The 23,989-nt window shown below is 69.5% G+C and carries 21 protein-coding genes and 1 riboswitch; of the genes, 5 read left to right on the plus strand and 16 right to left on the minus strand.

Annotation, left to right across the window (positions count from 1 at the left end; translation table 11 throughout):
* Positions 1-111: 111 nt before the first annotated feature.
* On the minus strand, positions 112-420 hold the full coding sequence (locus KF709_04310) for an STAS domain-containing protein (GenBank protein MBX3173609.1): 309 nt from the start codon (positions 418-420) through the stop codon (positions 112-114).
* A gap of 96 nt (positions 421-516) precedes the next feature.
* Positions 517-597, minus strand: a riboswitch (cyclic di-GMP riboswitch).
* 318 nt (positions 598-915) lie between these two features.
* Between KF709_04310 and acs the strand changes: the two genes are divergently transcribed.
* Positions 916-2,880: an acetate--CoA ligase gene (gene acs, locus KF709_04315; protein ID MBX3173610.1), complete on the plus strand. Its 1,965-nt coding sequence runs from the start codon at positions 916-918 to the stop codon at positions 2,878-2,880.
* A gap of 201 nt (positions 2,881-3,081) precedes the next feature.
* Here the strand turns inward: acs and KF709_04320 are convergent, their stop codons facing one another.
* Positions 3,082-3,807, minus strand: a complete 726-nt coding sequence (locus KF709_04320) for a DsbA family protein (protein ID MBX3173611.1) — start codon at positions 3,805-3,807, stop codon at positions 3,082-3,084.
* 139 nt (positions 3,808-3,946) lie between these two features.
* On the opposite strand from KF709_04320, the gene KF709_04325 reads away from it, so the two are divergent.
* Positions 3,947-4,288 carry a hypothetical protein gene (locus KF709_04325; protein MBX3173612.1) on the plus strand — a complete coding sequence of 114 codons (342 nt, stop codon included), beginning with the start codon at positions 3,947-3,949 and terminating at the stop codon, positions 4,286-4,288.
* Between the two features lie 284 nt (positions 4,289-4,572).
* Here KF709_04325 and KF709_04330 read toward each other — a convergent pair whose 3' ends face one another.
* Positions 4,573-5,067, minus strand: coding sequence for a hypothetical protein (locus tag KF709_04330; protein MBX3173613.1), 495 nt, complete (start codon positions 5,065-5,067; stop codon positions 4,573-4,575).
* A gap of 104 nt (positions 5,068-5,171) precedes the next feature.
* Here KF709_04330 and KF709_04335 point away from each other — a divergent pair, with 104 nt between their 5' ends.
* From KF709_04335 to KF709_04345, 3 genes are all read left to right on the plus strand, one after another.
* On the plus strand, positions 5,172-5,636 hold the full coding sequence (locus KF709_04335; GenBank protein MBX3173614.1) for a cyclic nucleotide-binding domain-containing protein: 465 nt from the start codon (positions 5,172-5,174) through the stop codon (positions 5,634-5,636).
* Positions 5,637-5,697: 61 nt separating this feature from the next.
* Entirely contained in the window at positions 5,698-7,104 is a 1,407-nt protein-coding gene (locus tag KF709_04340; protein MBX3173615.1) for a M28 family peptidase, read from the plus strand.
* Positions 7,105-7,141: 37 nt separating this feature from the next.
* Positions 7,142-7,867, plus strand: a complete 726-nt coding sequence (locus tag KF709_04345; GenBank protein ID MBX3173616.1) for a DUF2461 domain-containing protein — start codon at positions 7,142-7,144, stop codon at positions 7,865-7,867.
* A 45-nt stretch (positions 7,868-7,912) separates the two neighbouring features.
* Here the strand turns inward: KF709_04345 and KF709_04350 are convergent, their stop codons facing one another.
* The 13 genes from KF709_04350 to KF709_04410 all read right to left on the minus strand — a co-directional run bounded on the left by KF709_04350 (position 7,913) and on the right by KF709_04410 (position 23,966).
* Positions 7,913-10,531 carry an insulinase family protein gene (locus KF709_04350; protein MBX3173617.1) on the minus strand — a complete coding sequence of 873 codons (2,619 nt, stop codon included), beginning with the start codon at positions 10,529-10,531 and terminating at the stop codon, positions 7,913-7,915.
* Between the two features lie 4 nt (positions 10,532-10,535).
* Positions 10,536-11,279: a hypothetical protein gene (locus KF709_04355; protein MBX3173618.1), complete on the minus strand. Its 744-nt coding sequence runs from the start codon at positions 11,277-11,279 to the stop codon at positions 10,536-10,538.
* Complete coding sequence (locus KF709_04360) at positions 11,276-12,124, minus strand: ABC transporter ATP-binding protein (protein ID MBX3173619.1); 849 nt, start codon at positions 12,122-12,124, stop codon at positions 11,276-11,278. Before KF709_04360 ends, KF709_04355 begins: the two co-directional genes overlap by 4 nt.
* 50 nt (positions 12,125-12,174) lie before the next feature.
* Positions 12,175-13,287 carry a tetratricopeptide repeat protein gene (locus KF709_04365; GenBank protein ID MBX3173620.1) on the minus strand — a complete coding sequence of 371 codons (1,113 nt, stop codon included), beginning with the start codon at positions 13,285-13,287 and terminating at the stop codon, positions 12,175-12,177.
* An 83-nt stretch (positions 13,288-13,370) separates the two neighbouring features.
* Positions 13,371-14,285 carry a pseudouridine-5'-phosphate glycosidase gene (locus KF709_04370; GenBank protein ID MBX3173621.1) on the minus strand — a complete coding sequence of 305 codons (915 nt, stop codon included), beginning with the start codon at positions 14,283-14,285 and terminating at the stop codon, positions 13,371-13,373.
* 12 nt (positions 14,286-14,297) lie between these two features.
* Positions 14,298-14,525: a hypothetical protein gene (locus KF709_04375; GenBank protein MBX3173622.1), complete on the minus strand. Its 228-nt coding sequence runs from the start codon at positions 14,523-14,525 to the stop codon at positions 14,298-14,300.
* Between the two features lie 63 nt (positions 14,526-14,588).
* Positions 14,589-15,779: an aminotransferase class V-fold PLP-dependent enzyme gene (locus KF709_04380; protein ID MBX3173623.1), complete on the minus strand. Its 1,191-nt coding sequence runs from the start codon at positions 15,777-15,779 to the stop codon at positions 14,589-14,591.
* A gap of 58 nt (positions 15,780-15,837) precedes the next feature.
* Entirely contained in the window at positions 15,838-18,906 is a 3,069-nt protein-coding gene (locus tag KF709_04385) for an efflux RND transporter permease subunit (GenBank protein ID MBX3173624.1), read from the minus strand.
* Positions 18,903-20,105 (minus strand): efflux RND transporter periplasmic adaptor subunit, encoded by a 1,203-nt coding sequence (locus KF709_04390; protein MBX3173625.1) that lies wholly within the window; start codon positions 20,103-20,105, stop codon positions 18,903-18,905. Before KF709_04390 ends, KF709_04385 begins: the two co-directional genes overlap by 4 nt.
* Positions 20,105-21,343, minus strand: coding sequence for a TolC family protein (locus KF709_04395; GenBank protein MBX3173626.1), 1,239 nt, complete (start codon positions 21,341-21,343; stop codon positions 20,105-20,107). The genes KF709_04390 and KF709_04395 overlap by 1 nt, the downstream gene beginning before the upstream one ends.
* 52 nt (positions 21,344-21,395) lie before the next feature.
* A complete protein-coding gene (locus KF709_04400; GenBank protein MBX3173627.1) occupies positions 21,396-21,893 on the minus strand; it encodes an asparaginase in 498 nt (165 codons plus the stop codon).
* Positions 21,894-21,933: 40 nt separating this feature from the next.
* The gene (locus KF709_04405; GenBank protein MBX3173628.1) at positions 21,934-23,265 is read right to left on the minus strand and encodes a HAMP domain-containing protein; all 1,332 of its coding nucleotides are present in this window, start codon (positions 23,263-23,265) and stop codon (positions 21,934-21,936) included.
* 2 nt (positions 23,266-23,267) lie between these two features.
* Positions 23,268-23,966, minus strand: coding sequence for a response regulator transcription factor (locus KF709_04410; protein MBX3173629.1), 699 nt, complete (start codon positions 23,964-23,966; stop codon positions 23,268-23,270).
* Positions 23,967-23,989: the final 23 nt, after the last annotated feature.

Here is a 23,989-nt window from a genome sequence, read left to right on the forward strand (position 1 = left end):
CGGTCGGCGGCAGATTCCCATACGGGAAGGCTACCGACTCGGCGGGCCGCACGGAACGGGCAGGGGCCGTCGCAGGACAAGCGCGCTTCGGGTTCGCCTTGGCACAAGCAGCTATCGACGCCGCTCGACCTCAAACAGCGTGTACAGCCTTGTCGAGTCCAACAGCGTGGCGATGTCGGCAGAAACCTGAGAAAGCCGCGTGCGCATCCCACGCTCGCGCGCCCGCTTCTGGAGGAGGATCAGGCAGCCGAGTCCGGAGGCGTCGATCTCGCGGGTGGCGAGCATATCGACCACGACCACGTGGTCCCCGCGGCGCGCGGCGCCTTCAACGGCGGATAGTACGGCATCACGACAGGACGCGCGCTCACGGTTGGTAAGCGACGGCGGAGCTACATATGTGGTGGATCGCTCTTCTGGCATTGTTGGGTTCCCCTGCTGGTGCAGAGGCCACGGTCGATGCCAGGTGCTGTCGAATACAGCTCTCCCATCGGGGCGCTGCCCCGTGGGTGAACCACCTTCGGCAACCGGACGATCTCGAACGTTCCGAGACTCCTGGCTTTGCGTCCCCGCCTCGCGACGGGTTTGCTCTTATCGGTGTGGCGTACTGCGCGTTTGCTGGTTCTGATAAGCCAGAGCCGTGCCACGCGCACTCGAACTGTAAGTGATTGCCGCTAGGCGTGTTATACGCTCGTCACGCTGTGACGGATCTCCCGCGTCGGTGCGCCTTGCAAGGGAGTCGGCAAATCACGCGTCACTGTCGCGCCTTGAGACGGCACCTGTAGCCGCCGTGGTCGGTCGGCGGGCCAACCCGTCGGCGCTCCTTAGCCGCGCCGTAGCCGCGCCGTAGCCGCACCGTAGCCGCACCGTAGCCGCACCGCGGTAGCCAGCGGCCGTCCGCCGACCTAGCATTGGGCCATGACCGAGATCAGCGACCTCCTCACAGAAACGCGGAGCTTTCCGCCGTCCGCTTCCTTCCGCAGTGCCGCGCTCGTGCGAGACGGGTCCCTGCACGCCGAGGGCGCGAAGGACTTCGAGCGCTACTGGGCCTCGCAGGCAGAGAGCCTGAAGTGGAGCAAGCCGTGGACCCGTGTCCTCGACTGGACGCCTCCCCACGCCAAGTGGTTCGTCGGCGGCGAGCTCAACGTGAGCGAGAACTGCCTCGACCGCCACCTGGCCGGCGCGCGGCGCAACAAGGCGGCCATCGTCTGGGAAGGCGAGCCGGGCGACCGCCGCACGATGACCTACTGGGAGCTCGCCCGCGAGGTGCGCCAGTTCGCGAACGTGCTCAAGTCGCTTGGCGTGCAGAAGGGCGATCGTGTCGGCATCTACCTGCCGCTGATTCCCGAGGCCGCAGTGGCGATGCTGGCCTGCGCGCGGATCGGCGCCATCCACTCGGTGGTATTCGGCGGCTTCTCACCCGAATCGCTACGCGACCGGATGAACGACGCCGAAGCGAAGGTGGTGATCACGGCGGACGGCGGATACCGGCGCGGACAGATCATCCCGCTCAAGCGCAACACGGACCGTGCGGTCGAGGGTTGCCCAAGCGTGAAGCACGTGGTCGTTGTGCAACGTCGGGCCTCTGGGCCGATCACCGAAGCGCACGCGGAGATGAAGGAAGGCCGCGACCACTGGTACCACCGGTTGATGCAGCAGGCCAATGATGTCTGCCCGCCGCAGCCGATGGACGCCGAGGACGTGCTGTTCATCCTCTACACCTCGGGCACGACGGGCAAACCGAAGGGCATCGTGCACACGACGGCTGGCTATCTCACCGGTGCGGCGAGTTCGACCAAGTACGTGTTCGACCTGAAGGAAGAGGACGTGTTCTGGTGCACGGCCGACGTGGGCTGGATCACGGGGCACACGTACTTGGTGTACGGCCCGCTGGCGAACGGCGCGACCTGCGTGATGTACGAAGGCGCGCCTGACTGGCCGGAGCGTGATCGATTCTGGAGCATCTGCGCGCGGCACGGCGTGACGATCCTCTACACGGCGCCGACGGCGATCCGTGCCTTCATGAAGTGGGGTGTGGAGCATCCGCGGAAGCACGACCTCTCGCGGCTGCGCCTCTTGGGGTCCGTCGGCGAGCCGATCAATCCGGAAGCCTGGATGTGGTACCACGAGCACATCGGCGGCTCACGCTGCCCGATCGTGGATACCTGGTGGCAAACGGAGACGGGCTCGATCGTGATCTCGCCGTTGCCGGGCGTCACCGCCACAAAGCCCGGCAGCGCCACGCAGCCGCTGCCGGGATATCACGCGGCGCTGCTCGACTCGACGGCGCAGGAGATTCCCCAGGGCGGCGGGCTGCTCGCGCTGACCAAGCCTTGGCCGTCGATGCTGCGCACGATCTGGCGCGACGACGCGCGCTACGTGCAGACGTACTTCTCCAAGTGGGAGGGCCGACCGGACCTCTACTTCCCCGGCGACGGTGCGAAGAAGGACGCCGACGGCTTCTACTGGATCCTCGGCCGCGTGGACGACGTGTTGAACGTCGCGGGCCACCGCATCGGCACGATGGAAGTGGAGTCGGCCTTGGTGGAGCACCCCGCAGTGGCCGAGGCGGCGGTGGTCGGCAAGGCGCACGAGCTGAAGGGGCAGGCGGTCTGCGCCTTCGTGACGCTGCGCGATGGCTTCAAGAAGTCGACCGACCTCCGCGATGAACTGCGCGAGTTCGTGGCGACCAAGATCGGCGCGCTGGCCCGGCCGGATGACGTGCTCTTCTCGGCGGACCTGCCGAAGACGCGCTCGGGCAAGATCATGCGGCGACTGTTGCGTGACATCGCCGAAGGACGTGCGTTGGGCGACACGACGACTCTGGCTGACCCTGGTGTCGTGGCGTCGCTGAAAGAGCAGTATGAGGACAAGGAGGGGTGAACTGCTTGCCACAGAGGCACAGAGACACAGAGGGCTGAGCGAGCACGAGCGACTCTGTGCCCAGTCCGACAGAATTCTTAAGGGGGCGTGGCGGACATAGCTGTCCGCCACGCCCCCTTGGAAGTTGTGGTTGGAGCCGACACAGAGGCCTACGCCCGTCCCGACACCTCAGTGTCTCTGTGCCTCTGTGGCCAGCAGTTATCAGGGCACCGAAACCTTGGTCACCCCATCGCCAGGCTTGTCGAGCTCAGCCTGCACCTTGGCCTCGAGCACCATCGCACGGAACTGGTCGTAGGGAATCGCCCCCGCGATCATGCGCCCGCCGATGATGAAGGTCGGCGTCGAGCCCACGCGCAGGCGGTTGGCCTCGTTCCGGTTGGCGAGGATCTGCGGCAGCATCTTCTCGGAGTCGTAGCACTCGTTCCACCGACGCACGTCGAGGCTCAGGTCGCGGGCGTAGCGCTCGAAGACCCGCTTCGGCGAGCGCGTGGCCTGCGTATTCCACTCGTACTGGCCCTGGAACAGGCGGTCGTGCATCTCCCAGAACTTGCCCTGCTCGTTGGCACAGTGGGCCGCGTTGTGAGCCGGCACCGAGTTCGGATGGATGTCGAGCGGAAGGTCGAAGAAGCGGAAGGACACCTCGCCCGTCTCGACAAGCCGCTTCATCACGTCAGGGCCCGTGACGGTGGCGTAGTAGGCACAGCCCGGGCATTCGAAGTCGCCGAACTCGATGACCTGCACCGGGGCGTCCGGGTTGCCCTTGAGGATGCCCGCCGCGTCCACGGCCGGCAGCGTCGCCGGATCCAGCGTGAGCACCGTTCCCTGGCGCGACATCACCCAACCGATCGCCCCGACGCCGACGACGGCGACGACGGCGAGGATAGCGACAAAGGAACCATTGTTGGCCTTGAGGGACTTCTTGGACACGGGCGTCTCCGGAGCGCGAGCGTTGTGACGGGAATCTCGCAATGTATCCGCTTCGCGTGGGGTATGAGAATGGGGCGCAAGGGGTTATCTTTCGCGGATGGGCGGAAAGTCCTCCCATCCGAACCTTAAGCCGGACGAAATGAGCAGACAGCGTAATCGCGGCCGCCCGATGGCCGCGGCCCCGACGCCGTTCGACCAGGCGCGAGACGAGCTGTTCCAGCACGTGATGCGCTGTGGGGTGATCGGCTCGGCGCCGGAACACCAGAAGGAATGGTTCGACGAGACGATGAAGTTTCTCGCGGACCGCTACCACGAGTTGAGCCAGAAGCAGGTCGCGGAGTTGCGAGTCCTGGGCGAGCGGTTTGCCGCCCCGACGGTGAAGCAGCCGGCCCCGTCGCCGGCCCCCTCCGCAGAGGCCGAGTCGGACGCCGACGCGAAGGACGCTCCCGAAGACGAGCTCGACGCGGTCAGCGCGGTTTGATCAGCAGGACTTCGAAGCCCCGGCGAGCACGCCGGGGCTTTGTTGTTTTTTGGGGATGCGGGGGAACTGCTTTGCCACAGAGGCACAGAGACACAGAGGGTTGAGCGCGCACGGTGGCCTCTGTGTCTAGTCCAACGGCAACTTCTTTGGGGGCTCGGCGAAGAGATTTCTCCGTCAAGACCCCCTTCAGTTCCATAGAGAGAAGGCACAGAGGTGTCGGCTCGCGAATGAGCCCTCTGTGTCTCTGTGCCTCTGTGGCAAATTTTCGGCGCGCCGATCTCGAATCAGCGCGTGCCAGACTGCCGCGTCCGGCGCAGCGCCACGCCGAGCCGCAGGCCGCCGCCCATGGACAGCTCGGCCGCGGGGATCCAGGCGCCGCGGCGCGCGCCTTCGACGCCCACGTGCAGCGTGAGCACCGGGTCGGCGCGGCCTTCGACGAAGCGGGCGCTGACCCCCGCCCCACCGTAGAGGCCGCGCGGCCGCTCACCGAAGGGGTCCAGGTGGAAGCGAACCGCGAAGTCTGCTCGCTGCGCGCCGCGCCAGACGTCGTCGCGGCCGCGCACCGCGCCAGCTGAGACCAGGCCCGCGACGCGCACGTACCAGCCCGCGCGCAGGTTCACACCAGCACCGGCGAAGGCGTCCGGTGTGCGGGAGGCCCCGGCGTCCGCGAACAGCTCCCACTGGGGGTTCGCACTCACGGCGCGCGGGTCGGCTCGCTGGGCCTTGGCGGGGGCCGCCCAGCAGAGAACGAGCGCGGCCAGGCCGAAGTTCAGTCGCATGGGGGCGGAAGCTACAGCCGCTCCCCGCTGGCCCAAAGCTTGCGACCCCCCGTTTTCGTGGGGTAGGTTCCGTTTCCGGCCCTTCCGACCCAGACGAGGATTCGATGACCGACACGGTCGCGCTGCTGCGCGGCGTCGCCATCTTCCAGGACCTTGATGACGGCGAACTCGCCCGCGTGGCGGAGGTCTGCAAGACTAAGGACTTCGTCTCCGGGGAGTACATCTTCAAGGAGGGCGAGGCCGGCAGCCGCCTGTTCCTGATCGTCGAGGGTGACGTGCGCATCTCGCGCATGGTGCCCGGCAGCGGCGAGGAGGCCCTGGCCGTGCTCAAGCCCGGCGCCCTGTTCGGCGAGATGTCCGTGTTCGACCGCTCCGAGCGCTCCACGGACGCCATCTCCAACGGCGGCACCAAGGTGCTGACCATCTCGCGCAGCGACTTCGAGCTGTTGCTCGACTTCAACCGCGAGATCGCCTACAAGGTGCTGTGGAGTTGCGTGCGGCTCCTTTCCGGCCGACTGAGGGCAACGAACGACTCGCTTCGTTCGTTTCTTGCGATGTCGATGTTCTAGCACCGCCCGCTCGCGGCGGTGCCGGACCACAGCCCGCGACCCCAACCGACGGTCCCTGCCCGTGATCCAGATTCGTTCCGCCATCCTGCGCGGTGCGCTTGCGTTCAGCGCCGCCTTCGCACCTGCCGCCACGCTGGCGCTGAGCACCGGCCTGAGCCTCGCGTTCGCACCCACACTCGGCGCGCAATCGACGGCTTCCACCCTCGGCTTCCAGCGCGACCCACGCATCGCCGCCGCGATTCGGGAAGTGGATCCGGCTCGTCTTAGAGCGATGGATTCGGTGCTCGTGTCCTTCGGCACACGGCACACGCTGAGCGACACTGTCTCGCAGACGCGCGGTATCGGCGCCGCGCGACGCTGGATCCACAGCCAGCTCACGCAGTTCTCCAAGGACTGCGGCAACTGCCTGCGCATCGAGTACGACACCGGCTCGGCCGTCATCACGCGGCACCCGGAGCGCCCGACCTGGCACCTGGTGAACGTCGTGGCGTGGCTGCCGGGCCGCGATACGTCGCGGGTGGTCGTGATCGGCGGGCATTTCGATTCCTGCATCTGCTCCGTCAACTCGATGGACGCCACCAGTGATGCGCCGGGCGCGGACGATGACGGCTCCGGCACCGTCGCCGTGATGGAGCTGGCGCGGGTCGTCGGCAAGCAATTCCCGCAGGGTCTTGAGCAGACCGTGGCCTTCGTGCTCTACACGGGCGAGGAACTGGGACTGCTGGGCTCGGGCATCTTCGCCGACCGGCTGGAGCGCGAGGGCAAGACGGTGACGGCGGCGTTCACCGATGACATCGTCGGCAACGTGGTCGCCGACGACGGGCGCGTGGACTCGACCTCAGTGCGCGTGTTCGCGGTGGACTCGCTGGCGCTGGGCGGCAGTGAGCTGGCGCGATACGTCTGGGCGGCTGGCGCACTGTATCAGCCGGACTTCGAGGTGATTCCCGTGCTGCGGCTCGACCGGCTTGGCCGTGGTGGCGACCACGCGCCGTTCCATCGCAAGGGTCTTCCAGCCCTGCGCTTCAGCGAGCGGTTGGAGAACTACAAGCAGCAGCACCTGCCGACCGACGAGCTGCAATACGTGAACTTCGGCTACGTGGCCAAGGTGGCGCGGCTCAACCTCGCCACGGTCGTCTCGCTGGCCTCGGCGCCATCACGGCCCACGCGCACCGCGTACGCGCGCGACCGCGCCTCTGGCGGACAGTCGTTCACGATCCGCTGGGACGCCGTTCCCGGCGCGGCGAGCTATGAACTGCTCGTGCGCCGCACCACCGCGCCGACCTACACGCGCATCGTGCCCGCCGGCAACGTCACGGAGTTCCTGCTGGACGAGCAGCTCGACGACGTGTGGGTGGGCGTGCGCGCGGTAGGCGCCAACGGGCACCGCTCGCTGACCACCGTGGTCGGCGCGCCCGGCGGCGCGCGGCTCCCGAACCCGAACGCAAGACGGCCGGGCGGCCAGCCGTGAAGTCACGGCGGCTGCAGGGCACTCCTGGGCGCTCGCGGTGAGCGCCTTCGGCGGCTTTTCTCCAGAGGCCTTCAAGTTCCTCAGGGGCCTGAAGCGCAACAACAACAAGCCCTGGTTCGAGGAGAACCGTGGGCTGTATGAACGCGCGATCAAGCAGCCGCTGCAGCATCTGGCGGAAGAACTGGATGTGCAGTTCGCCAAGCTGGCGCCCGAGTTCGTGGCGCCGCCGAAGCGGGCGCTCTTCCGCATCTACCGCGACGTGCGCTTCTCGAAGGACAAGTCGCCGTACAAGACGCACGCGGCGCTGTGGGTCTTCCATCGCGATGCCGGCCGCGGCGTGGGGCGGGAGGCGCACGGCGGCGCGGGGTTCTACTTCCACCTGGAACCGGGCGCGTCGATGGTCGCGGGTGGTTTCTGGATGCCGGCGCGACCCGAGCTTAACGTGCTGCGCGAGGCAATCGCCGAGGACCATCGGCCGTTCGCTCGGATCGTGAAGGCGGCGGCGTTCACCAAGCGCTTCGGCGGGCTCACCGATGATGAGGCCGGCGTGCGTTTGACGCGCGTACCGCGCGGATTCGCGCCCGATCATCCCGCCGCCGACTGGCTGCGCTTCGCGTCGTTCACCGCGTCGCGTGAGTTGACGGATGCGGAAGCGCTGTCGCCGAAGCTGGTGCCGACGATCCTGAAGGACTACGCAGCGCTGCTGCCGTTGGTGCGCTGGCTGAACGCGACGCTGGGCCACCCGCCTGCCAAGTCGCGCTGAACGCGAACGGGCAGCCGCCGTGGCGCGCCCGACGACGCGAGACTGCTAGGCGCGACCGCGCACGATCCCCTCAAAACGCCGCGCCGGATCGAACAAGCGCGCCGCCGTCTCGCGCATCGACCCTGGCGTGACGCGCGAAAGCTCCTGCGGATAGCGCGCCAGGTCCTCAAGCGCGCCCCAGAGGTACGCGTCCGCCACGTCGCTGAGCACGGCCGCCCCCGATGACTGGCGGATCTGCCAGGCACCGATGGCGTATTGCCGCGCACGCTCGAGCTCCACGTCGCTGACCGCTGTCTCGCAAAGCTTGGCGAACTCACGCAGGAGGCCCTCGCGCGCAATGTCCTCCTTGTCCGGCGACGTGGCGATGTAGGCGGCAAAGGTCCCGCCCACGGCACGCGCGTAGGGCCGCGCCATCACGGTGTAGGCCAGCGATTGCCGGTCGCGTAGCTCCTCGAAGAAGCGGCCCCCCAATCCGCTGGCCACGCCGCTCAGCATCTCGGCGTCGAATCGGGCCGCGTCCTGGCGATCCGGTCCCTCGAAGAGCAACGCCATCGCCGTCTGCTTCTTCTCCCGTGCGTCCACACTGCTCCCACCCTGCGCGGGCCACTGCGGCCGTGCAATTCCGGGCCGCGGCATCTCCTCGAGCCGCGCGAACCACGACGCGAGCAGCTCCGCTGTCTCGCGCGGATCGACGTCGCCGACCACGGCGATGGCGGCATTGCCGCGCAGCACCTGCTCCCGATGCCAAGCGGCGAGTGCCTCGGGTGTGAACGCGCGCACGGACTCCTCGGACCCAAGGGTCGAACGTCCGTACGGGTGATTCGGCCAGGCGAGCTCGGCGGCCAGCCGCATCGGCTGGCGATACATATCGTCACGCAGTGCGCCGAGCGAGGCGATGGCCACCGCACGCTCGGCCTCAACGCCGTCGCTGGGGAAGGTCGGGGCAATCACGAGATCGCCCAGCAGTTCCGCCGCGTCGCTGAGACGTCCGCCCGGGACGCCGATGGTCCACTGCATGCTCTCCGTGCCCACGCTCGCCACCGGAACGCCGCCCAAGCGCTCGGCATCCTCGGCCAGTTGTGTGGCGCTGCGTCGCTGCGTGCCACGCAGCATCGCACGGGCCATCAACGTGGAGATGCCGCTGTTGCCCACCGACTCGGCGATGACGCCGCCGGCGACAAACACCCCAAGGTGCGCGAGCGAGGCGCCAGGCCTCGGGCGCACGAGGATGGGAAGTCCGGTGCGCGTGCGATACACGTGCACGCCATCCACCTCGCGCTCGAGCGTGGCGCCCAAGGGCGGCGGCGTCCGCGGGCGCGACGGCGAGGGACTTGGCTCCAACGGCTTGATGCCAGGTGCGGCGAGCGTGGCACGTACCGCCGCAGAGTCGGCGCCGAGCGGCTCCGCCCCGCGCGGGCGATACGCCACCAGCGCGAAGTTGTCGAGGTCCAGCCACTGCTGCGCCACGCGCGTGAGCTCGGCGACATCTGCCGAGAGCACGGCATCCTGATAACGCAGGCCTGCTTCCCAATCGCCCATCAGCTGCCAGGCGCCGAGGAAATTGGCCTGGCCGTCGGCGCTCTCGAGGCGTCGCAGCCACTGCGCCTCGATCAACCGCTTGGCACGCTCGACCTCGGCAGGCGTGATTTCGCCGGCGCGCACGCGGGCAATCTGGTCGTAGATCGTCCGTGCGGCTTCGGTAGCGTGCTCTGGGCGCGCCGAGGCGTGGATGACGAACACGCCCATCTCGGTCGGCACGTAGTCGTAGGCCGAGATGTTCGAGACCAGACGGCGATCGCGCGTCGCGCGCACGAGGCGTCCCGCGCGTCCGCCGGCCAACACCGTCGACAACAGGTCCAACACCGGCGAGTCGGGGTGGTCGACGTCCGGCGTCCGCCACCCGAAGATGAGCTCCGTCTGCGTGATGTCGCCTTCCCACTCGCGCAGGCGGAAGCCGGAAGGCCTCTCCTCACGCGGGCCCGGCGTACGCGCCACCGGCGCATCCTCGAGATGCCCGTATCGCTTCAGCGCCTCGGCGATGGCCTGGTCTGGATCCACGTCGCCGACGATGGCGAGGACGGTGTTCGAGGGCCGGTAGTAGTTCCTATAGAACGCGACGAGCTGCTCGCGGGACAGCGCCCGGAGCTCGTCGGCCCGTCCCATGCGCCAACGACGGATGCGGTGCCTGTCGTGCAGCAGCGCGAACATCGTCTCCAGTGAGAGGGGACCCGCCGAGTCGGCCTTGCGCTTGGTCTCCTCGATGATGACCTCGAGCTCGCGCCTGAGCTCCTCGGCGTCGATCACCGAATTGGCGTAGGCGTCGGCCTGCACTTCGAGCGCGGCGGCGAAGCCGCTGGCCGGCAGCACTGCGTAGTAGTGCGTGTGGTCGTAGATGGTGCCGGCATTGAGATAGCCGCCGGCGGCCTTCGTGGCCCGCGCGATCTCGCCGACCCCGCGCGTGGGCGTGCCCTTGAAGTACATATGCTCGAGCACGTGGGCGATGCCCACCGTGTCGTCAGGCTCGTCGAAGTAGCCGGCCTTTACCCAGGTGACGATGGCCACCACGGGCGCCGTGGTGTCGCGGCGGGCCAGCACGGTGAGCCCGTTGGGCAGGCGTTCGCGGCGGACACTGTCCGGCGGCAGGAGCGCGCTGGGGGCGGGCATCGCCTCAACGCACCATCGGGCCGCGGCGAACCAACGCCATCGCGGCCCCCAGCATGCCGGCCGTCCACAGACCCACGCCCCAGAGCGGCATCGGATCGCGGCCAATCCGTCCCCCGAGCAGGAAGCGGATGTGGTCGCCCACGTCATTCACGGGCGGCATGATCGTCGCGATGATGCGCACCAGTTGCGGCGCGGTGTCGGCCGCGGTCAGCTGCTGCGTCACGCTGCCCACGAGGAAGACACCGATGACCAACGCGCCGTCCTTCGCGGTCACGGCGCCCGCCAGCATCGTCAGCGCGCCATAGAACAGGCAGCTCAGCACGATGGCCTGCAGCGCGCCCCACACGGGCACCTCGATGACCGCGGACGAATACACCGCTGGCCCAATCACAAAGAGCGCCGACACGGCGAGCGTCCCGACGATGTAGCGCTGCAGGTAGAACGCCAATGGTGAGACAGGATGGGCGAAGAGGAAGCGCACGTGCTGGCGCTCGCGGTCCGTGGAGATCGTGCCGTTGGCGACCACGAGACCGCCGATGAGCACGCAGAGACCCGCCATGCTCTGGAACAGGTTCAGCTTCATCATCTGCAGCGACGCGTCGGAGCCATCCGTTCCCGCGTTCGTGCCGGCCGCGGCCCACAAGGGCAGCGATACCAACAGGGCGAAGACCAGCAACGGCGACAGGGCCTTCACGGACATCTCGCGCAGTTGCCAGGGCGCGTAGGCAAGCAAGGGGCGGAGCGTCACCGGGCCGTCACCGCGTTGCGGAAGGCCTCTTCCAACGACGACTCCGCGGGCACGATGGCCGAGATGAGCGTTCCCCCAGCGATGGCAACGGCCAACGCCCTGTTGAGCGACACGAGGTCGGTGGCACAGCTGACATCGTTGCCCTCGACCCGTGCGTCCAGCAGCTGCGCGGCCAGTGCCTCGGCGCCCGCGGCGCAGCGGATGCGCCACCTGCGGACTTCGGACGAGACCTGCGCGCCGCGCATCTCCACCACGCGCTGGATGCGGCCGGCGTCGATGATGGCCACGCGATCACACAGCCGCTCCAGCTCGTCGAGGTTGTGCGAGGCGATGAGCATCGCGCGGTCCGGACGGCGCAGGCCGGCGACGATGTCCCGAAAGCGCGCCGTCCACACCGGGTCGAGCCCGTGCGTGGGCTCGTCGAAGATCATCACGCGCCGTTCGGTGAGCAGCGACTGCGCGAGACCCACGCGCTGCAGGTTGCCCTTGGACAGGGTCTTCAGCTTCTTGCGCCGGTGCTCCCCGATGCCCACGGCATCGATGACGCGAGTGACGACGGCGCTGCGCTCCACCGCCGGCACGTCCGCGAGCGCGGCCAGGCGCTGCAGGGTCTCCTCCGTGCGCCAAGTGAGCGGCAGCGTCATCAGTTCGGGCAGGTAGCCGATGCCCTCGCGCTCCACGAAGGCACGCGGGGCCAGGCCGTCGATCGAGATGCTGCCGCCGTCCGGCGCGATGAACCCCATCAGCATGGCGATCAGCGTGCTCTTCCCCGCCCCGTTCGGTCCGGCGATGCCCACGACCTCGCCGGCGGCGACGTCGAGGTCCACCTCCGCGACGGCGCGCACCGGCGCGCCGAGGAGCGGACGGTACGTCTTCCCGACGTTCCGCAGCGCGATCAGTGGAGGATCCGGAGAAGGCCGGCGTCGGCGCTCGCGCGCAGGAAGCTCTCGGCGTCGCGCGTGGGAATCAGGATGCCGGTGAGCGCGAAGCCACGCCGCGCCTCGGCCTGCATGAACTCCTCGAGCGTGCGGTCGGGCGGCCCCATCGCGGCGTCCCGCATTTCGGTGACGATCTCCGTCCAGCTGCCTTCATAGCTGCGCCCGTCGCGGCCCACGACCTTGTGGCGCTCCACACCTTCCTTCTGGCCCGTGAGGTCGGTGAGCAAGGCACCGAAGAGCTCGAGCTGCGAGCGCGCCTGCTGCTGCTCGCGGTCCGCGGCCCGCTGCTCGATCTCCGAGAGCATCTCGTCGAGCGGGTCCGGCGTGGGCGCGAGTTCACCAAGCCGCTCCGTCCAGATGGCCAGCGAGGGATCGTCGTCCTTCACGCGCAGGTGCGACTTCTTGAGTTCCAGCAGGCGCCAGATGCCGAGTTCGTCCCAGTGCTCCTCGGGCTTGGTGCGGTCGAGCTGGTAGAGCGCGGCCTCGTACTCACCCTGGTCGTAGAGGATGTTGCCGAGGTAGATGCGCGCCTCGGCGTGCTCGGGGTCCAGCTGCAGCGCGCGGCGCAGCGTGTCCACCGCCGCGTCCTCCTCGCCCAGCCGGTGCTGCGCGTAGCCGACCATCGCCACGGCCTCGGCGTTGTCGGGGGTCTGCTGCACCGCGACATCGAAGTACTCCTTGGCGTCTTCCATCAGCCCCTCGCGAAAGAGCGCGCGGCCGACCTGCAGCATCAGTTCGATGTCGTCGGCGTAGCCCAGCTCGAGGATGCGGCGGAACGACTTGAGCGCGGCCGCCGTCTGGCCGAGGCGCAGCAGCACCTCGCCGAGTCCGGCGAGGGCGTCCTCGTGCTCGGGATCGAGCACCAAGCCCTCCTCAAAGGAGCGGCGGGCCCAGGCGAACTCGTCGCGGGCCAGGCGCGCGTAGCCGACGCCCACGTGCAGCTCGACGGCGTTCGGATACAAACCGAGGCCCTCGCGCAGCAACGCGAGTGCCTCGTCGTAGTTGCCTTCGTTGTACAGCTGGTGCGCGCGCTCGTCGTACTCCTCGGAACTCAGGAACGGAGAGGGCATCGTGCGTCAGGCCTCCAGCTCGTGAGGGGTTCTGCCTAACCTATATCACGGTACGCCGCACCAACAGCGGGGTTTCGTGCCAATCAGGGGTCGCCGGCCAGGGCCACCGCGATGTCGGCGGCAATGGCAGCGTTTGACTCCAGCAGGGCGAGGTTGGCGTCCAACGACCGGCCTTCGGTGGCCTGCTCCACGGCGGCGAGCAGGCGGGGCGTCACTGCCGCGCCGCGTACCCCTTCCGCGCGGGCCGCGGCGAGCGCCTGCTCCACCGCGCGTTCGACGTCCTCGCGCGGCAGCGCGTGCTCGGCCGGCGGCGGCACGCAGACAAGCACGCCAGTCCTGCGTCCTAGGGCGTCCGCCGCCCGGACGATGGCAGCGACCTCCGCCGCGCTCTCCACACGCGCGGGCACCGCGAGACCCGTCTCCCGGGTGAAGAAGCCGGGGAGTTCGTCCGTGCCGAAACCAAGCACGGTGACACCGAGCGTCTCGAGCCGTTCGAGCGTCGCACCGAGGTCGAGGATGCTCTTGGCTCCGGCACAGACCGTGACGATGGGATGTCGTGCAAGTTCGACAAGGTCCGCCGATTCGTCGAAGGGCGCGTCGCGGTGCACGCCGCCGATTCCGCCGGTGGCGAATACGCGCACGTTGGCCTTGGCGCAGATGGCCAATGAGGCGGCAACGGTGGTGGCGCCGTCGAGTTTCTGGGCGATCGCCACCGGCAGGTCGCGCGCCGAGACTTTGTGGATGCCCTCGCGCAGCAGGAAGCGCGACAGGTCGTCGCCGTCGAGACCGAGGGTCAGCTTGCCCTTCACGACGGCGGTGATGGCGGGGACCGCGCCGCGCGCCCGGACGGCGGCGCGGACCCGCACATTGGCCTCGCGATTGGCGGGGATGGGCAGCCCCTGCGCGAAGACCGAACTCTCCAGCCCGACAATCGGGCGACGGGCGCTGCGCGCGGCCGCGACCGATGCGTGCTCCCGGATGGCGGAAGGACCGGCCACCGGGTCCGTCAGTTACGCGTCGTCGAAGTCGTCGGCGCGCTTCGTCTCCACCAGGTCGCGCTCGCGCGCGTCGGGATCGAACACCGCGAGAATCTTGACGTTCTCGCCGGCATAGCAGTCGAAGGTCTTGCCCGTGCCGCGCTTGACGGCAATCTCGTGGCCGTCCTCGAAGCGCAGGATAGCCGTGGGGTACTCGCTGTTGAGGTACTGCTTGCGAAGCTTCTTCGGCGGCTGGGGCATCGGTGGCGTTGGTGGTGGGGAGCTACAGGCGAAACTACGCCGCGCGGACGGGTGGCGAAAGGGTCAGGTGACGGTTGGCGTCAGCGCCGCGAAGGGCTTCCACGCCCCGGTCGCGAGGATATCGTCGATCTCGTGCACCACGCGATCGACTTCGTCGTCGGTCGAGTAGAAGTGCGGGGCGACGCGGATGCCGGCGCCCGGGCGGTAGTCGATGACCACGTCACGCGTCAGCAACGCCTGCGCCACTGCCGCGCCGTTGGGGACGTCGAATGCCACCGTGCCGCCGCGCCGCGCCGCATCACGCGGCGCACTCACGCGATACCCGCGCGCATCGGCCAACGCAATCAACCGTGCGGTCTGCCGTTCGCTCTTGGCGCGCACGTTGGCCATGCCCGCCGCGGCCACGATGCGCGGGCCCTCGGTGGCCGCGTACAGCGCCGGCACCACCGGGGTGCCGCCCAGCCAGCGCTGGATGCCGGGCGCAAAGTCCATGGGCGAGCTGAACGCGAAGGGCCTCGTGTGCGCCTGCCAGCCGGTGAGCGCAGGGGCGAAGCGTTCGCTCGCGCTCGGGCTCGCGTAGAGGAAGCAACCGCCCGGCCCACCGCACAACCACTTGAGCACACCGCCGGTCAGGAAATCCACGCCGCTTCGCTTCACGTCCACGGGAATCACGCCGACCGAGTGGTAGGCATCCAGCGAGACGACCGCGCCCACCGCGTGCGCGTACGCACAGAGCGCGTCCGCATCAATGATGTACGCCGAGCGGAACAGCACGTGTGAGACCGACACCAGGGCCGTGCGCTGGTCGATCGCCGCGTGCAGGCGCTGCTGGTCGATCGAGATGCCATCGTCGCTGGGCACCACGACCACACGCGCGCCCAGCCTCGGCGCGAGCGCCTCGATGGCGTAGCGGACGCTCGGGAAATCCAGCTCCGTCATCACCACGGTGTCGCGGGCCTTCGTGAACGGCATCGCCGTGAGGATCTGCGACTGGGCGAGGGTCACGGTCGGCACCATCCCCACCTCGCCCGCCGACGCCCCGATCAGCGGCGCGATCACATCACCGACCGAGACCGGCATCTCCCACCAACCCTTGGCCCAGGCGCGCACGCCCTCGCTGCGCCAGGCATCGGCGTAGGCCTGCAGACGTTCAGGCACCGTGCGCGGCATCGCGCCCAAGGAGTTGGACACGAGATACGTGCAGCGCTCGAGGATCGGGAACTCGGCGCGGTAGCTGAGCAGCGGGTCGGTCACGGCGCGATGGCGATGGTCACGGGATGACGCGGAATCTACGCATCGCAGCCGCGCGTGCTCAGTCGTCGAAGTGGCGCTTGGCCTCCCACCGCGCGAGCGACTGGTAGAGCATTGGGAGCACAAAGAGCGTCAGGAACGTCGCCGTGACAAGCCCGCCGATTACCACGCTGGCGAGCGGCCGCTGCACCTCCGCGCCCGCGCTCGTCGCCAAGGCCATCGGCACAAAGCCGAGACTGGCCACCAACGCTGTCATCAGCACCGGCCGCAAGCGGTCCACCGCACCCTCGCGCACCGCGGACTCCAAGTCGCGCCCCTTCTCGCGCAGCGCGTTGATGTGCTCCACCATCACCACGCCGTTCAGCACCGCGATGCCAAACAGCGCGATGAACCCGATGCTCGCCGAGAGCGAGAGGTTGAGCCCGCGCAACCAGAGTGCCGCAACGCCACCGACGAGCGCGAACGGCACGTTGAGCAGCACCAGTCCGGCCTGCGTGACCGACCCGAAGGAGAGAAAGAGCAGCAGGTAGATGATCAACACCACGGCCGGCACCACGAGTGCAAGCCGGCCCAATGCGCGCGTCTGGTTCTCGTACTGCCCGCCCCACTCGAGGAAGACGCCGGCTGGGATCTGCACCTCGCGCGCCACGCGATCGCGCACCTCCTGCACAAAGCTGCCGAGGTCGCGCCCGCGCACGTTGGACATCACCAAGGTCCGGCGCTGCGCATCCTCGTGGGCAATCAGCTCCGGGCCCATCACTGTTTCGATCGCCGCGAGCGTGCCGAGCGGCACGCGTGCGCCGCTGGCCGTGCGCACCGTGATGCGGCGCAGCGACTCAAGATCGTGGCGTGCGTCCTCCGGCAGCCGCACCGCCACGCCGATCCGCCGCGGGCCGTCCACGAGTTCCGTGGCGACTTCGACACCGGTGCCGAGGTCCAGCGCCTCCTGCACCTGCGCCACCGTGACGCCGTAGCGCGCGAGCGCCTCACGGTCCACGGCGACACGGAACTGCCCGCTGCCGTCGGCGATCTCCACCGACACGTCCGCCGCACCCTCCACCTGCGCAACGATGCCACGGATGCGTTCGCCCAGTGCCTCGTTCACCTCGCGGTCGGGTCCCACGACCTTGATGCCCAGATCCGTGCGGATGCCACTCTCGGCCTCGTCGAGCCGCATCGCCAGCGGCTGCGTGAACGCGACCTCGAGCCCTGGGATCACGGCCAACGCCGAGTCCAGCTTCTCCACCAGGCCTTCGTTGTCGTGCGCCGTGACCCACTCGTCGCGCGGCTTGAGGATCACGTAGGTGTCGCCCTCGAAGAGACCCATCGCCTCGGTGGCGAGATCCGGCCGGCCCTCCTTGGTCACCACGGTGATGACCTCGGGGAAGCTTCGGATGATGCGCTCGGCTTCCGTGGAGAGCCGGGTCGCCTCCGCCAGCGAGATGCTCGGTAGGCGTCGCGTGGTGATGAGGATGTTGCCCTCGTCGAGCTTGGGCATGAACTCGGTGCCGATCCAGAGCAGGGAGCCGAGCGCGCCAAGCACCGCGACCGATGCGGCGCCGACGACGGCCCCCTGCCTCGCCATCGCCCAGGTGAGGGCAGCGCCATAGCGCGCGCGCAGGGTCTCCAGCCAGGCGGCGGGCTTTTCGTGCGCGTGTCGCAACACCATCGCCGACACGCTGGGCACGAAGGTCAGCGCGAGCAGCAGCGAACCCAGCACCGCCGTCACCACGGTGAAGGCCATGGGTCGGAACATCCGACCTTCCATGCCATCGAGCGTGAAGATGGGGATGTAGACCGCAACGATGATGGCGACGCCGAAGAGGATCGGTCGCCCGACCTCGGTGGCGGCGGAGAGGAAGATCGTGCGCCGGTCCTCGCCACTGCCCTGCTCCAATCGTCGGATGAAGTTCTCGACCATCACCACCGAAGCGTCCACGATGAGGCCGAAGTCGAGCGCGCCCAGCGACATCAGGTTGGCGCCGAACCCGAACAGGTGCATGCCGCCGAAGGCGAACAACATCGACAGCGGGATCACCGACGCGACAATCAACGACGCCCGCCAGTTGCGCAGGAACAGGAAGAGCACGGCAATGACGAGCAGGCCGCCCTCGATCAGGTTCTTGGTGATCGTCTTGGTCGTGCGGGCGATGAGCTCGGTCTGGTCGTAGAACGGCGTGATCATCACGTGCCCGGGCAGGCCCTCGCGAATCTCGTCGAGCCGCGCCCGCACGTCGCGAATGACACGACGCGAGTCGGCGCCCTTGAGCTTGAGCACCATGCCGGTGACGACCTCACCCTCGCCGTCCTGCGTGACGGCACCCTGGCGCGGCAGCGCGCCCATCTCCACCCGCGCGATGTCGCGCACGAGCACCGGCGCACCACCACGCGTGGCGACCACCATGCGCTCGATCTCGGCCAGCGACTCCGCGCGGCCCATGCCACGGATGGTGAAGCGTTCGCCGGCCGACTCCACGTAGGCGCCACCGAAGGTGCGGTTGTTGGCGTCGAGCGCCGCGTGCAGGTCGGACAGCGTGAGGTCGCGCGCGGCGAGGCGGGCCGGATCGGCCAGCACCTGCACCTGCTCGATGAAGCCGCCCCAGGAGTTCACCTCCGAGACGCCCGTCACGGTGCGCAGGCGCGGCCGGATGGTGTAGTCGTGCAGCGTCTTGAGTTCGGCCAGCGACATGGAGTCGCTGGTGACCGTGTACTGGTAGAGCTCGCCCATCGGCGTGCTGACCGGGCCCAGCGAGGGCTCGATTCCCGCAGGCAGCGCGCCCTTGGCGTCGGCGAGCCGCTGCTGCACCAACGTGCGCGCGAAGTACACGTCCACGCGGTCGGGGAACGACACCGTCACCAACGAGAGGCCGAGCTTGGACACCGAGCGCACGTTCTCGGCGTCCTGAATGCCCATCAGCGAGGACTCGACCGGATACGTGACCAGGCGTTCGACGTCCTCTGGCGGCATGCCGGGCGCCGAGGTGATCACCTCGACCCGCGTGCCCGTCAGGTCCGGGTAGGCATCGAAGGGGATGTGCGTGAGCGCGTAGAAGCCGAACGCCGCGATGGTCGCGACGCCACCGAGGACGAAGAACCGCTGGTGGAGCGCAAAATCAACGAGGCGTCTCAATGCCCGTCGCCTCCCTCACCGCCGGCCTTCCGCTTGGCGATCTCCGCCTTGCCGACCGCGGCGCCCTGCACCAACACCGAGTCGCCGACGCCAAGCCCAGCCAGGATCTCCGTGCGCAGGCTGCTGCGCCGGCCCACGCGCACGGGGACGGCCTCCAACAGCATGCCCTCGCCCAACCGCGCGGCGCGTACGACGACGGTGTCGCCCTCGTACAGCTGCACCGACTCATTGGGCACGCTGAGCACGCTGCCCTCGGCGGCGCCCAACAGCTCGGCGTCCGCCGTCATCTCCGCGCGCAGCAGGCGCTGGGACTCGCCCGACGCCCGCGCCCAAGCCTCGATGGCGCGGCTCATCGAATCCACCACCGGCGACACACGCGTGATCCGCGCGGCGAAGTAGCGACCGGGAAATGCGGGGACTGTGAAGCGCACGTCCTCGCCCACGCGCACCTGGGAGGACGCGACTTCGGGGAGCTGCAGCAGCAAGCCGAGTCCGACATCGCGCGCGACGGTCACCAGTGGTTGTCCGACCAGCACCACCTGCCCCGGTTGAGCCTGTCGCGCCGTGAGCACGCCGTCGAACGGCGCACGATGCAACGCGGCATGCTCATCGGTGCCGGGCGGCGTGCCGTCGCCAACCAAGTGCTCCACAAAGGCCAGCGCCCGATCGCGCTCGGCGTGGGCGGCCTCGCGCGAGGCGACGGCCGACGCGCGCGCCGCGCGCGCGCGCTCAACGTCCGCCACGGACACGGCCTTGGCCGCCAGCAGGCGCTCCGCCCGCTCGGCTGCCGACACGGCCACCGCGGCGGCGGAGTCCGCGCTGATGGCGGCGGCGACGGCGGCGACCGCTTGCTGTCGCGCATCCATCACCTCGTGCGAATGCACGACGACAATGATCTCTCCCTCGCGAACGCGGTCGCCGGGTGCGTGGCGCACCTCCAGCACGCGCCCTTCGACGATGCTGCCCAAGGGCTGCACCGCCGACGGGTCGTGCGTCACTCGCGCGGGCACCCGCCAAGCTTCGCGCCACGGCGCCGACTCGGCGGCGGCCAGCGTGAAGCCCCCGATGCGCACGGCATCCGCGGAGAGCAAGGCGGTGTCCGGCGCCACCGCCATCATCTCCTCCTGCGGCGGCGCATCGCCACCGCAGGCGACGAAGGCGAGTGGCAGCAACAGGGGCAAGAGTCGAACTGCGGTCATCACGGCATCTCCACGGGGGACGCGCCGAGGGCGCGACGGAGGTCAAGGCGTACCAGCGCGCGGTCGGCGAGCGCACGCAGCGTGGCGAGACGAAGGTCGGTCACGGCGCGCAGCGCCTCGAGGGTTTCGGTGAGCGTGGCGGCGCCTTCGCGGTACGACGCCTCGGCGGCCGCCGCGACTTCGTCGGCCTGGGCCAGCCGCGTGGCGTCGAGTCCGCCGAGGGCGTCGTCCATCGCGCGCGCCGCGACGAGGGCAGCGCGGACATCGGCGCTGGCGCGTAGCTCGGTGGCACGGCGGTCGGCGTCGGCGAGCAGCCACTCGCCGAAGGCACGTTCGCGCGCGCCGCCGTTGGCGTTAAGCAGCGGCGGTGTGAGGATCACGCCGAACTGCGCGGTGGAGTAGCCACCGGTACCCTTGTAGCCACCGGAGAGCCCGACATCGGGCAGCGTGTTGCGACGCTCCGCCGTGCGGCGGCGCTCGGCTTCCTCGGCGGCGGCGCGCGCGGCGAGCACGTCGGGCCGACTGGCCAGCGCCTCGTCCATCGCGGCGGCGTCGCCCGGCAGGCTGGCGGTGGCCACGGCGAAGTCCGGCGCGCCGAGTACGAGCGCTGCCGGATCGTCGAGGCCGAGCAGCGCGGCGAGGCTGCCGCGGCTGCGTGCCTCGTGGGCCACGGCGGTCGCGGCGGCGTAGGCGGCGCGATCCGCCTCGAGCCGCGTGCGAAGCGCCGCCGCCTCGGCCACTGCGCCCTCGGCGGCACGCAGGGAATCGAAGCGCGCGAGTTCACTGAATCGCTCGGACTGCGCGCGCGCGGCACGCAACTGCTCGCCGGCGACCCACGCCTCCCACCACGCACGCGCCGCGCCGTGCTGCGCGCCGCGGATGACGGCCAGTGAGTCGGCATCGGCGCGCGTGCGCGCCGCAGCCAGCGCATCGCGCAGCGCGAAGCGGCGCCCGGTCACACTCACCGGCAGCGTGAGCGTGATGAAGTCGTCGTAGGGGATCGGCGCGCCTTCGTTCTCGCGCCGGATCTCAAGCATCGGGTTGGCGAACTGCGCATCGGCGCGGGCCCGCCCGACGATGACGGCGCGTGTGCCTGCCGCGGCCTGGGCGGCGGGGCCGAGCGTCGCGGCCCGTTCGACCGCCTGCGTAAGTGTCAGCGGCTCCTGCGCAGCGACACCCTCAGGTAGTACGAGGGCAAGCAGCGCGAGCGCCAGCAACGAAGAGTGTGGTCGTGGCATTGCCGGCAAGCTATTCCCGGCAGATGAACCCACGATGAACACGCCAGGCGCGCTACCGCGCGGGCTCGAACACCCCGAGCTCGCGGTTCTTGCGCACGTTGTCCCAAGGGAAGCAACGACCATTCATCGCCACGTACACACCGGCCGGCAAGGCCTGCGCAAACGACAGCGCGCTGCCGAGGTTGAACAGCCCATCCGAGCTGCCGAACGCAAACGGGATCATCGCGCCGGTAATCACGATGGTCTTGTCGAGGCCGGCGGCGGCCAGCACCCGCGCCGTCTCGACCATGGTGTCCGTGCCGTGCGTGACCACCAGGTGTCGCTCGCTGCAGTCGCGGGCAGCGGCCACGATGCGCGCGCGATCGTCGTCGCTGAGGTCCAGCGAATCCTTGAGCATCAGCACCTCGACTTCGAGCGGCAGGCGACAGCGCCCGCGGGCCAGCACGGCGGGTACGTTCGTCTCGTGGAAGGCGAGCGTGCCGCTCAGCTCGTCGTAGTGCTTGTCGAAGGTGCCTCCGGTGACGAGGAGGCGGATGGTCGGTGCAGGCATCGGGTGGCTGGACACGGTGCTCGGAATCTACGGTAAGCCGTCAGGCCGGCGGAAAGTGCACGTTGGCCACGGTGCCTCGCGGTGCGCGCGGCCTGAGCGCGATCTCTGCCCCGTGGCGCTGCGCGATCGCCTGCGCGATGGCGAGGCCGAGGCCGCTGCCGTCCGGCGCCTGCTGCCGGGCCGCGGCGCCGCGGAAGAAGCGTTCGAACAGGCGCGGGCGTTCCGCCTCCGGGATGCCGATGCCCTCGTCCTCGACCGTCAACTGCGGCCGCAGGCCGTCCGCCGAGACGCGCACGAGCACGCTGCCACCAGCCGGCGAGTAGCGAATGGCGTTGTCCACCAGCACGCCCACGAGGCGGCGCAGCGAGAGCGGATCCAACTGCGCGGGGACTTCCTGGGGCACGTCGAGTCGGAGCGCGACGCCCTGACGCCGCGCGAAGGGCTCGAAGGCGCGCACGACCTCCGCCACTTCGTCGTCGAGGAACCCCGGTTGCAGGTCGACCACCGCCTGCCCCGCGTCGGCGCGCGCCAGCTCCATGAGCTCGTCGACCAACCGCGACATAGTCTCCAGCTCCTGCTGCGTGCGCTCGAGGGCCTCGCGGTCGTCGCCACCGCCGGAGGTCGAGAGCGCCAGTTCGCCGGCACCGCGGGCCCGGGCAATGGGCGTGCGCAGCTCGTGCGCCGCGTCGGCCAGGAAGCGGCGTTGGTGCGTGAGGGCTCCGTCGAGGCGATCCAACAACGCGTTGAAGCGTGCCCCGAGCCGGCCGAGTTCGTCGTCGGGCACGGCAACAGGGATGCGCCCGCTGGCGGTCGCCGAGATGCGGTCCGCGGCATCGGCCATTGCCGCCACCGGCCGCAACGTCCGGCCGGTGAGCACCCAGCCGGCCGTCACCGCGAGCAGCAGCGCCACCGGCAGGGCGAGCAGCGCCCAGCGATCCACGGCCCGGAGCTGCGCGGCGAGCGGCGCGGCCGTGGCCTCGAGTTCGATGGTCCACCCCGGCGCGAGCTCGCGGTCGAGTGGGGCCGTGATCTTCCGCAGTGGTGGATCAAGCGTCGGCAGTGGTAGCGGGCGCGAGCCGGGCGGCGGCACGAAGGCTGCGCCGTCGGGCCTGAGGAAGCGCAGCCGGCGGTCGGGCATCGCGAGTTCGCCGCTGATGTGCACGAGCGTGGCCTCGACGTGCCGGTATTCCTGCACCTCCACGCGGAAGAATCCACGCACCAGCGAGAGTGCGGTGTCCTGTGAACGCGAGAACTCCGCTTCCAGCGAGCCGCGAATCAGCCCGCGGGCCACCAACGCGCCGCCCAGGAGCAGCACGAGGATAGACGTGGCGTACCAGCCCGTGAGCCGCAGGCGGATGCTCGAACCGGCCACGCTCAGCGCCCCTCGCCGGCGGCGGCCGGCGTGTCGGACGCGAGGCGATACCCCGCCCCACGCATCGTCTCGACCATTGGCGGCTCGCCGGGCGCGTCGATCTTCTTTCGCAAGCGGCCCACGTACACATCGATCACGTTGCTCAGCGGGTCGTAGTTGTCGTCCCAGGCGTGCGCGCTGATCTGTTCGCGCGTGAGGACGGCGCCGGGATGCCGCATCAGCACCTCGAGCACGGCGAACTCCTTAGCCGTGAGCGGGATCTCGCGCGTGCCGCGCCGGGCGAGGCGGGTGGCGGTGTCCAGCGACAGCGATCCAATGTGTAGCACCGTCGGCAGGGACTCGGCCGGCCGGCGCAACACCGCCCGCAGGCGCGCCAGCAGTTCTCCCAGCGCGTAGGGTTTGACGATATAATCGTCGGCGCCGGTATCGAGGCCTTCGATGCGGTCGTCCACCGCATCGCGGGCGGTGGCCATGACGATGCGCATGGGATGTCCGGCGGCGCGGAGTCGGCGGCAGACTTCGAGCCCGTTCATGTCCGGCAATCCGAGGTCGAGCACGGCCGCGTCGTACGTGGCGCGCTCGGCCAGGCGCAGGGCCGTGGCACCGTCGGCGGCGTGGTCCACCGCGAAGCCGGCGGCACGCAGGAACCGGTCGGCCGTGTCGGCCATCCGGGGGTCGTCTTCCACGAGGAGCAGTCGCATCCTGACGCCAATCTACGCGCCGC

This window comes from Gemmatimonadaceae bacterium, assembly GCA_019637445.1.
Lineage (GTDB): Bacteria > Gemmatimonadota > Gemmatimonadetes > Gemmatimonadales > Gemmatimonadaceae > Pseudogemmatithrix.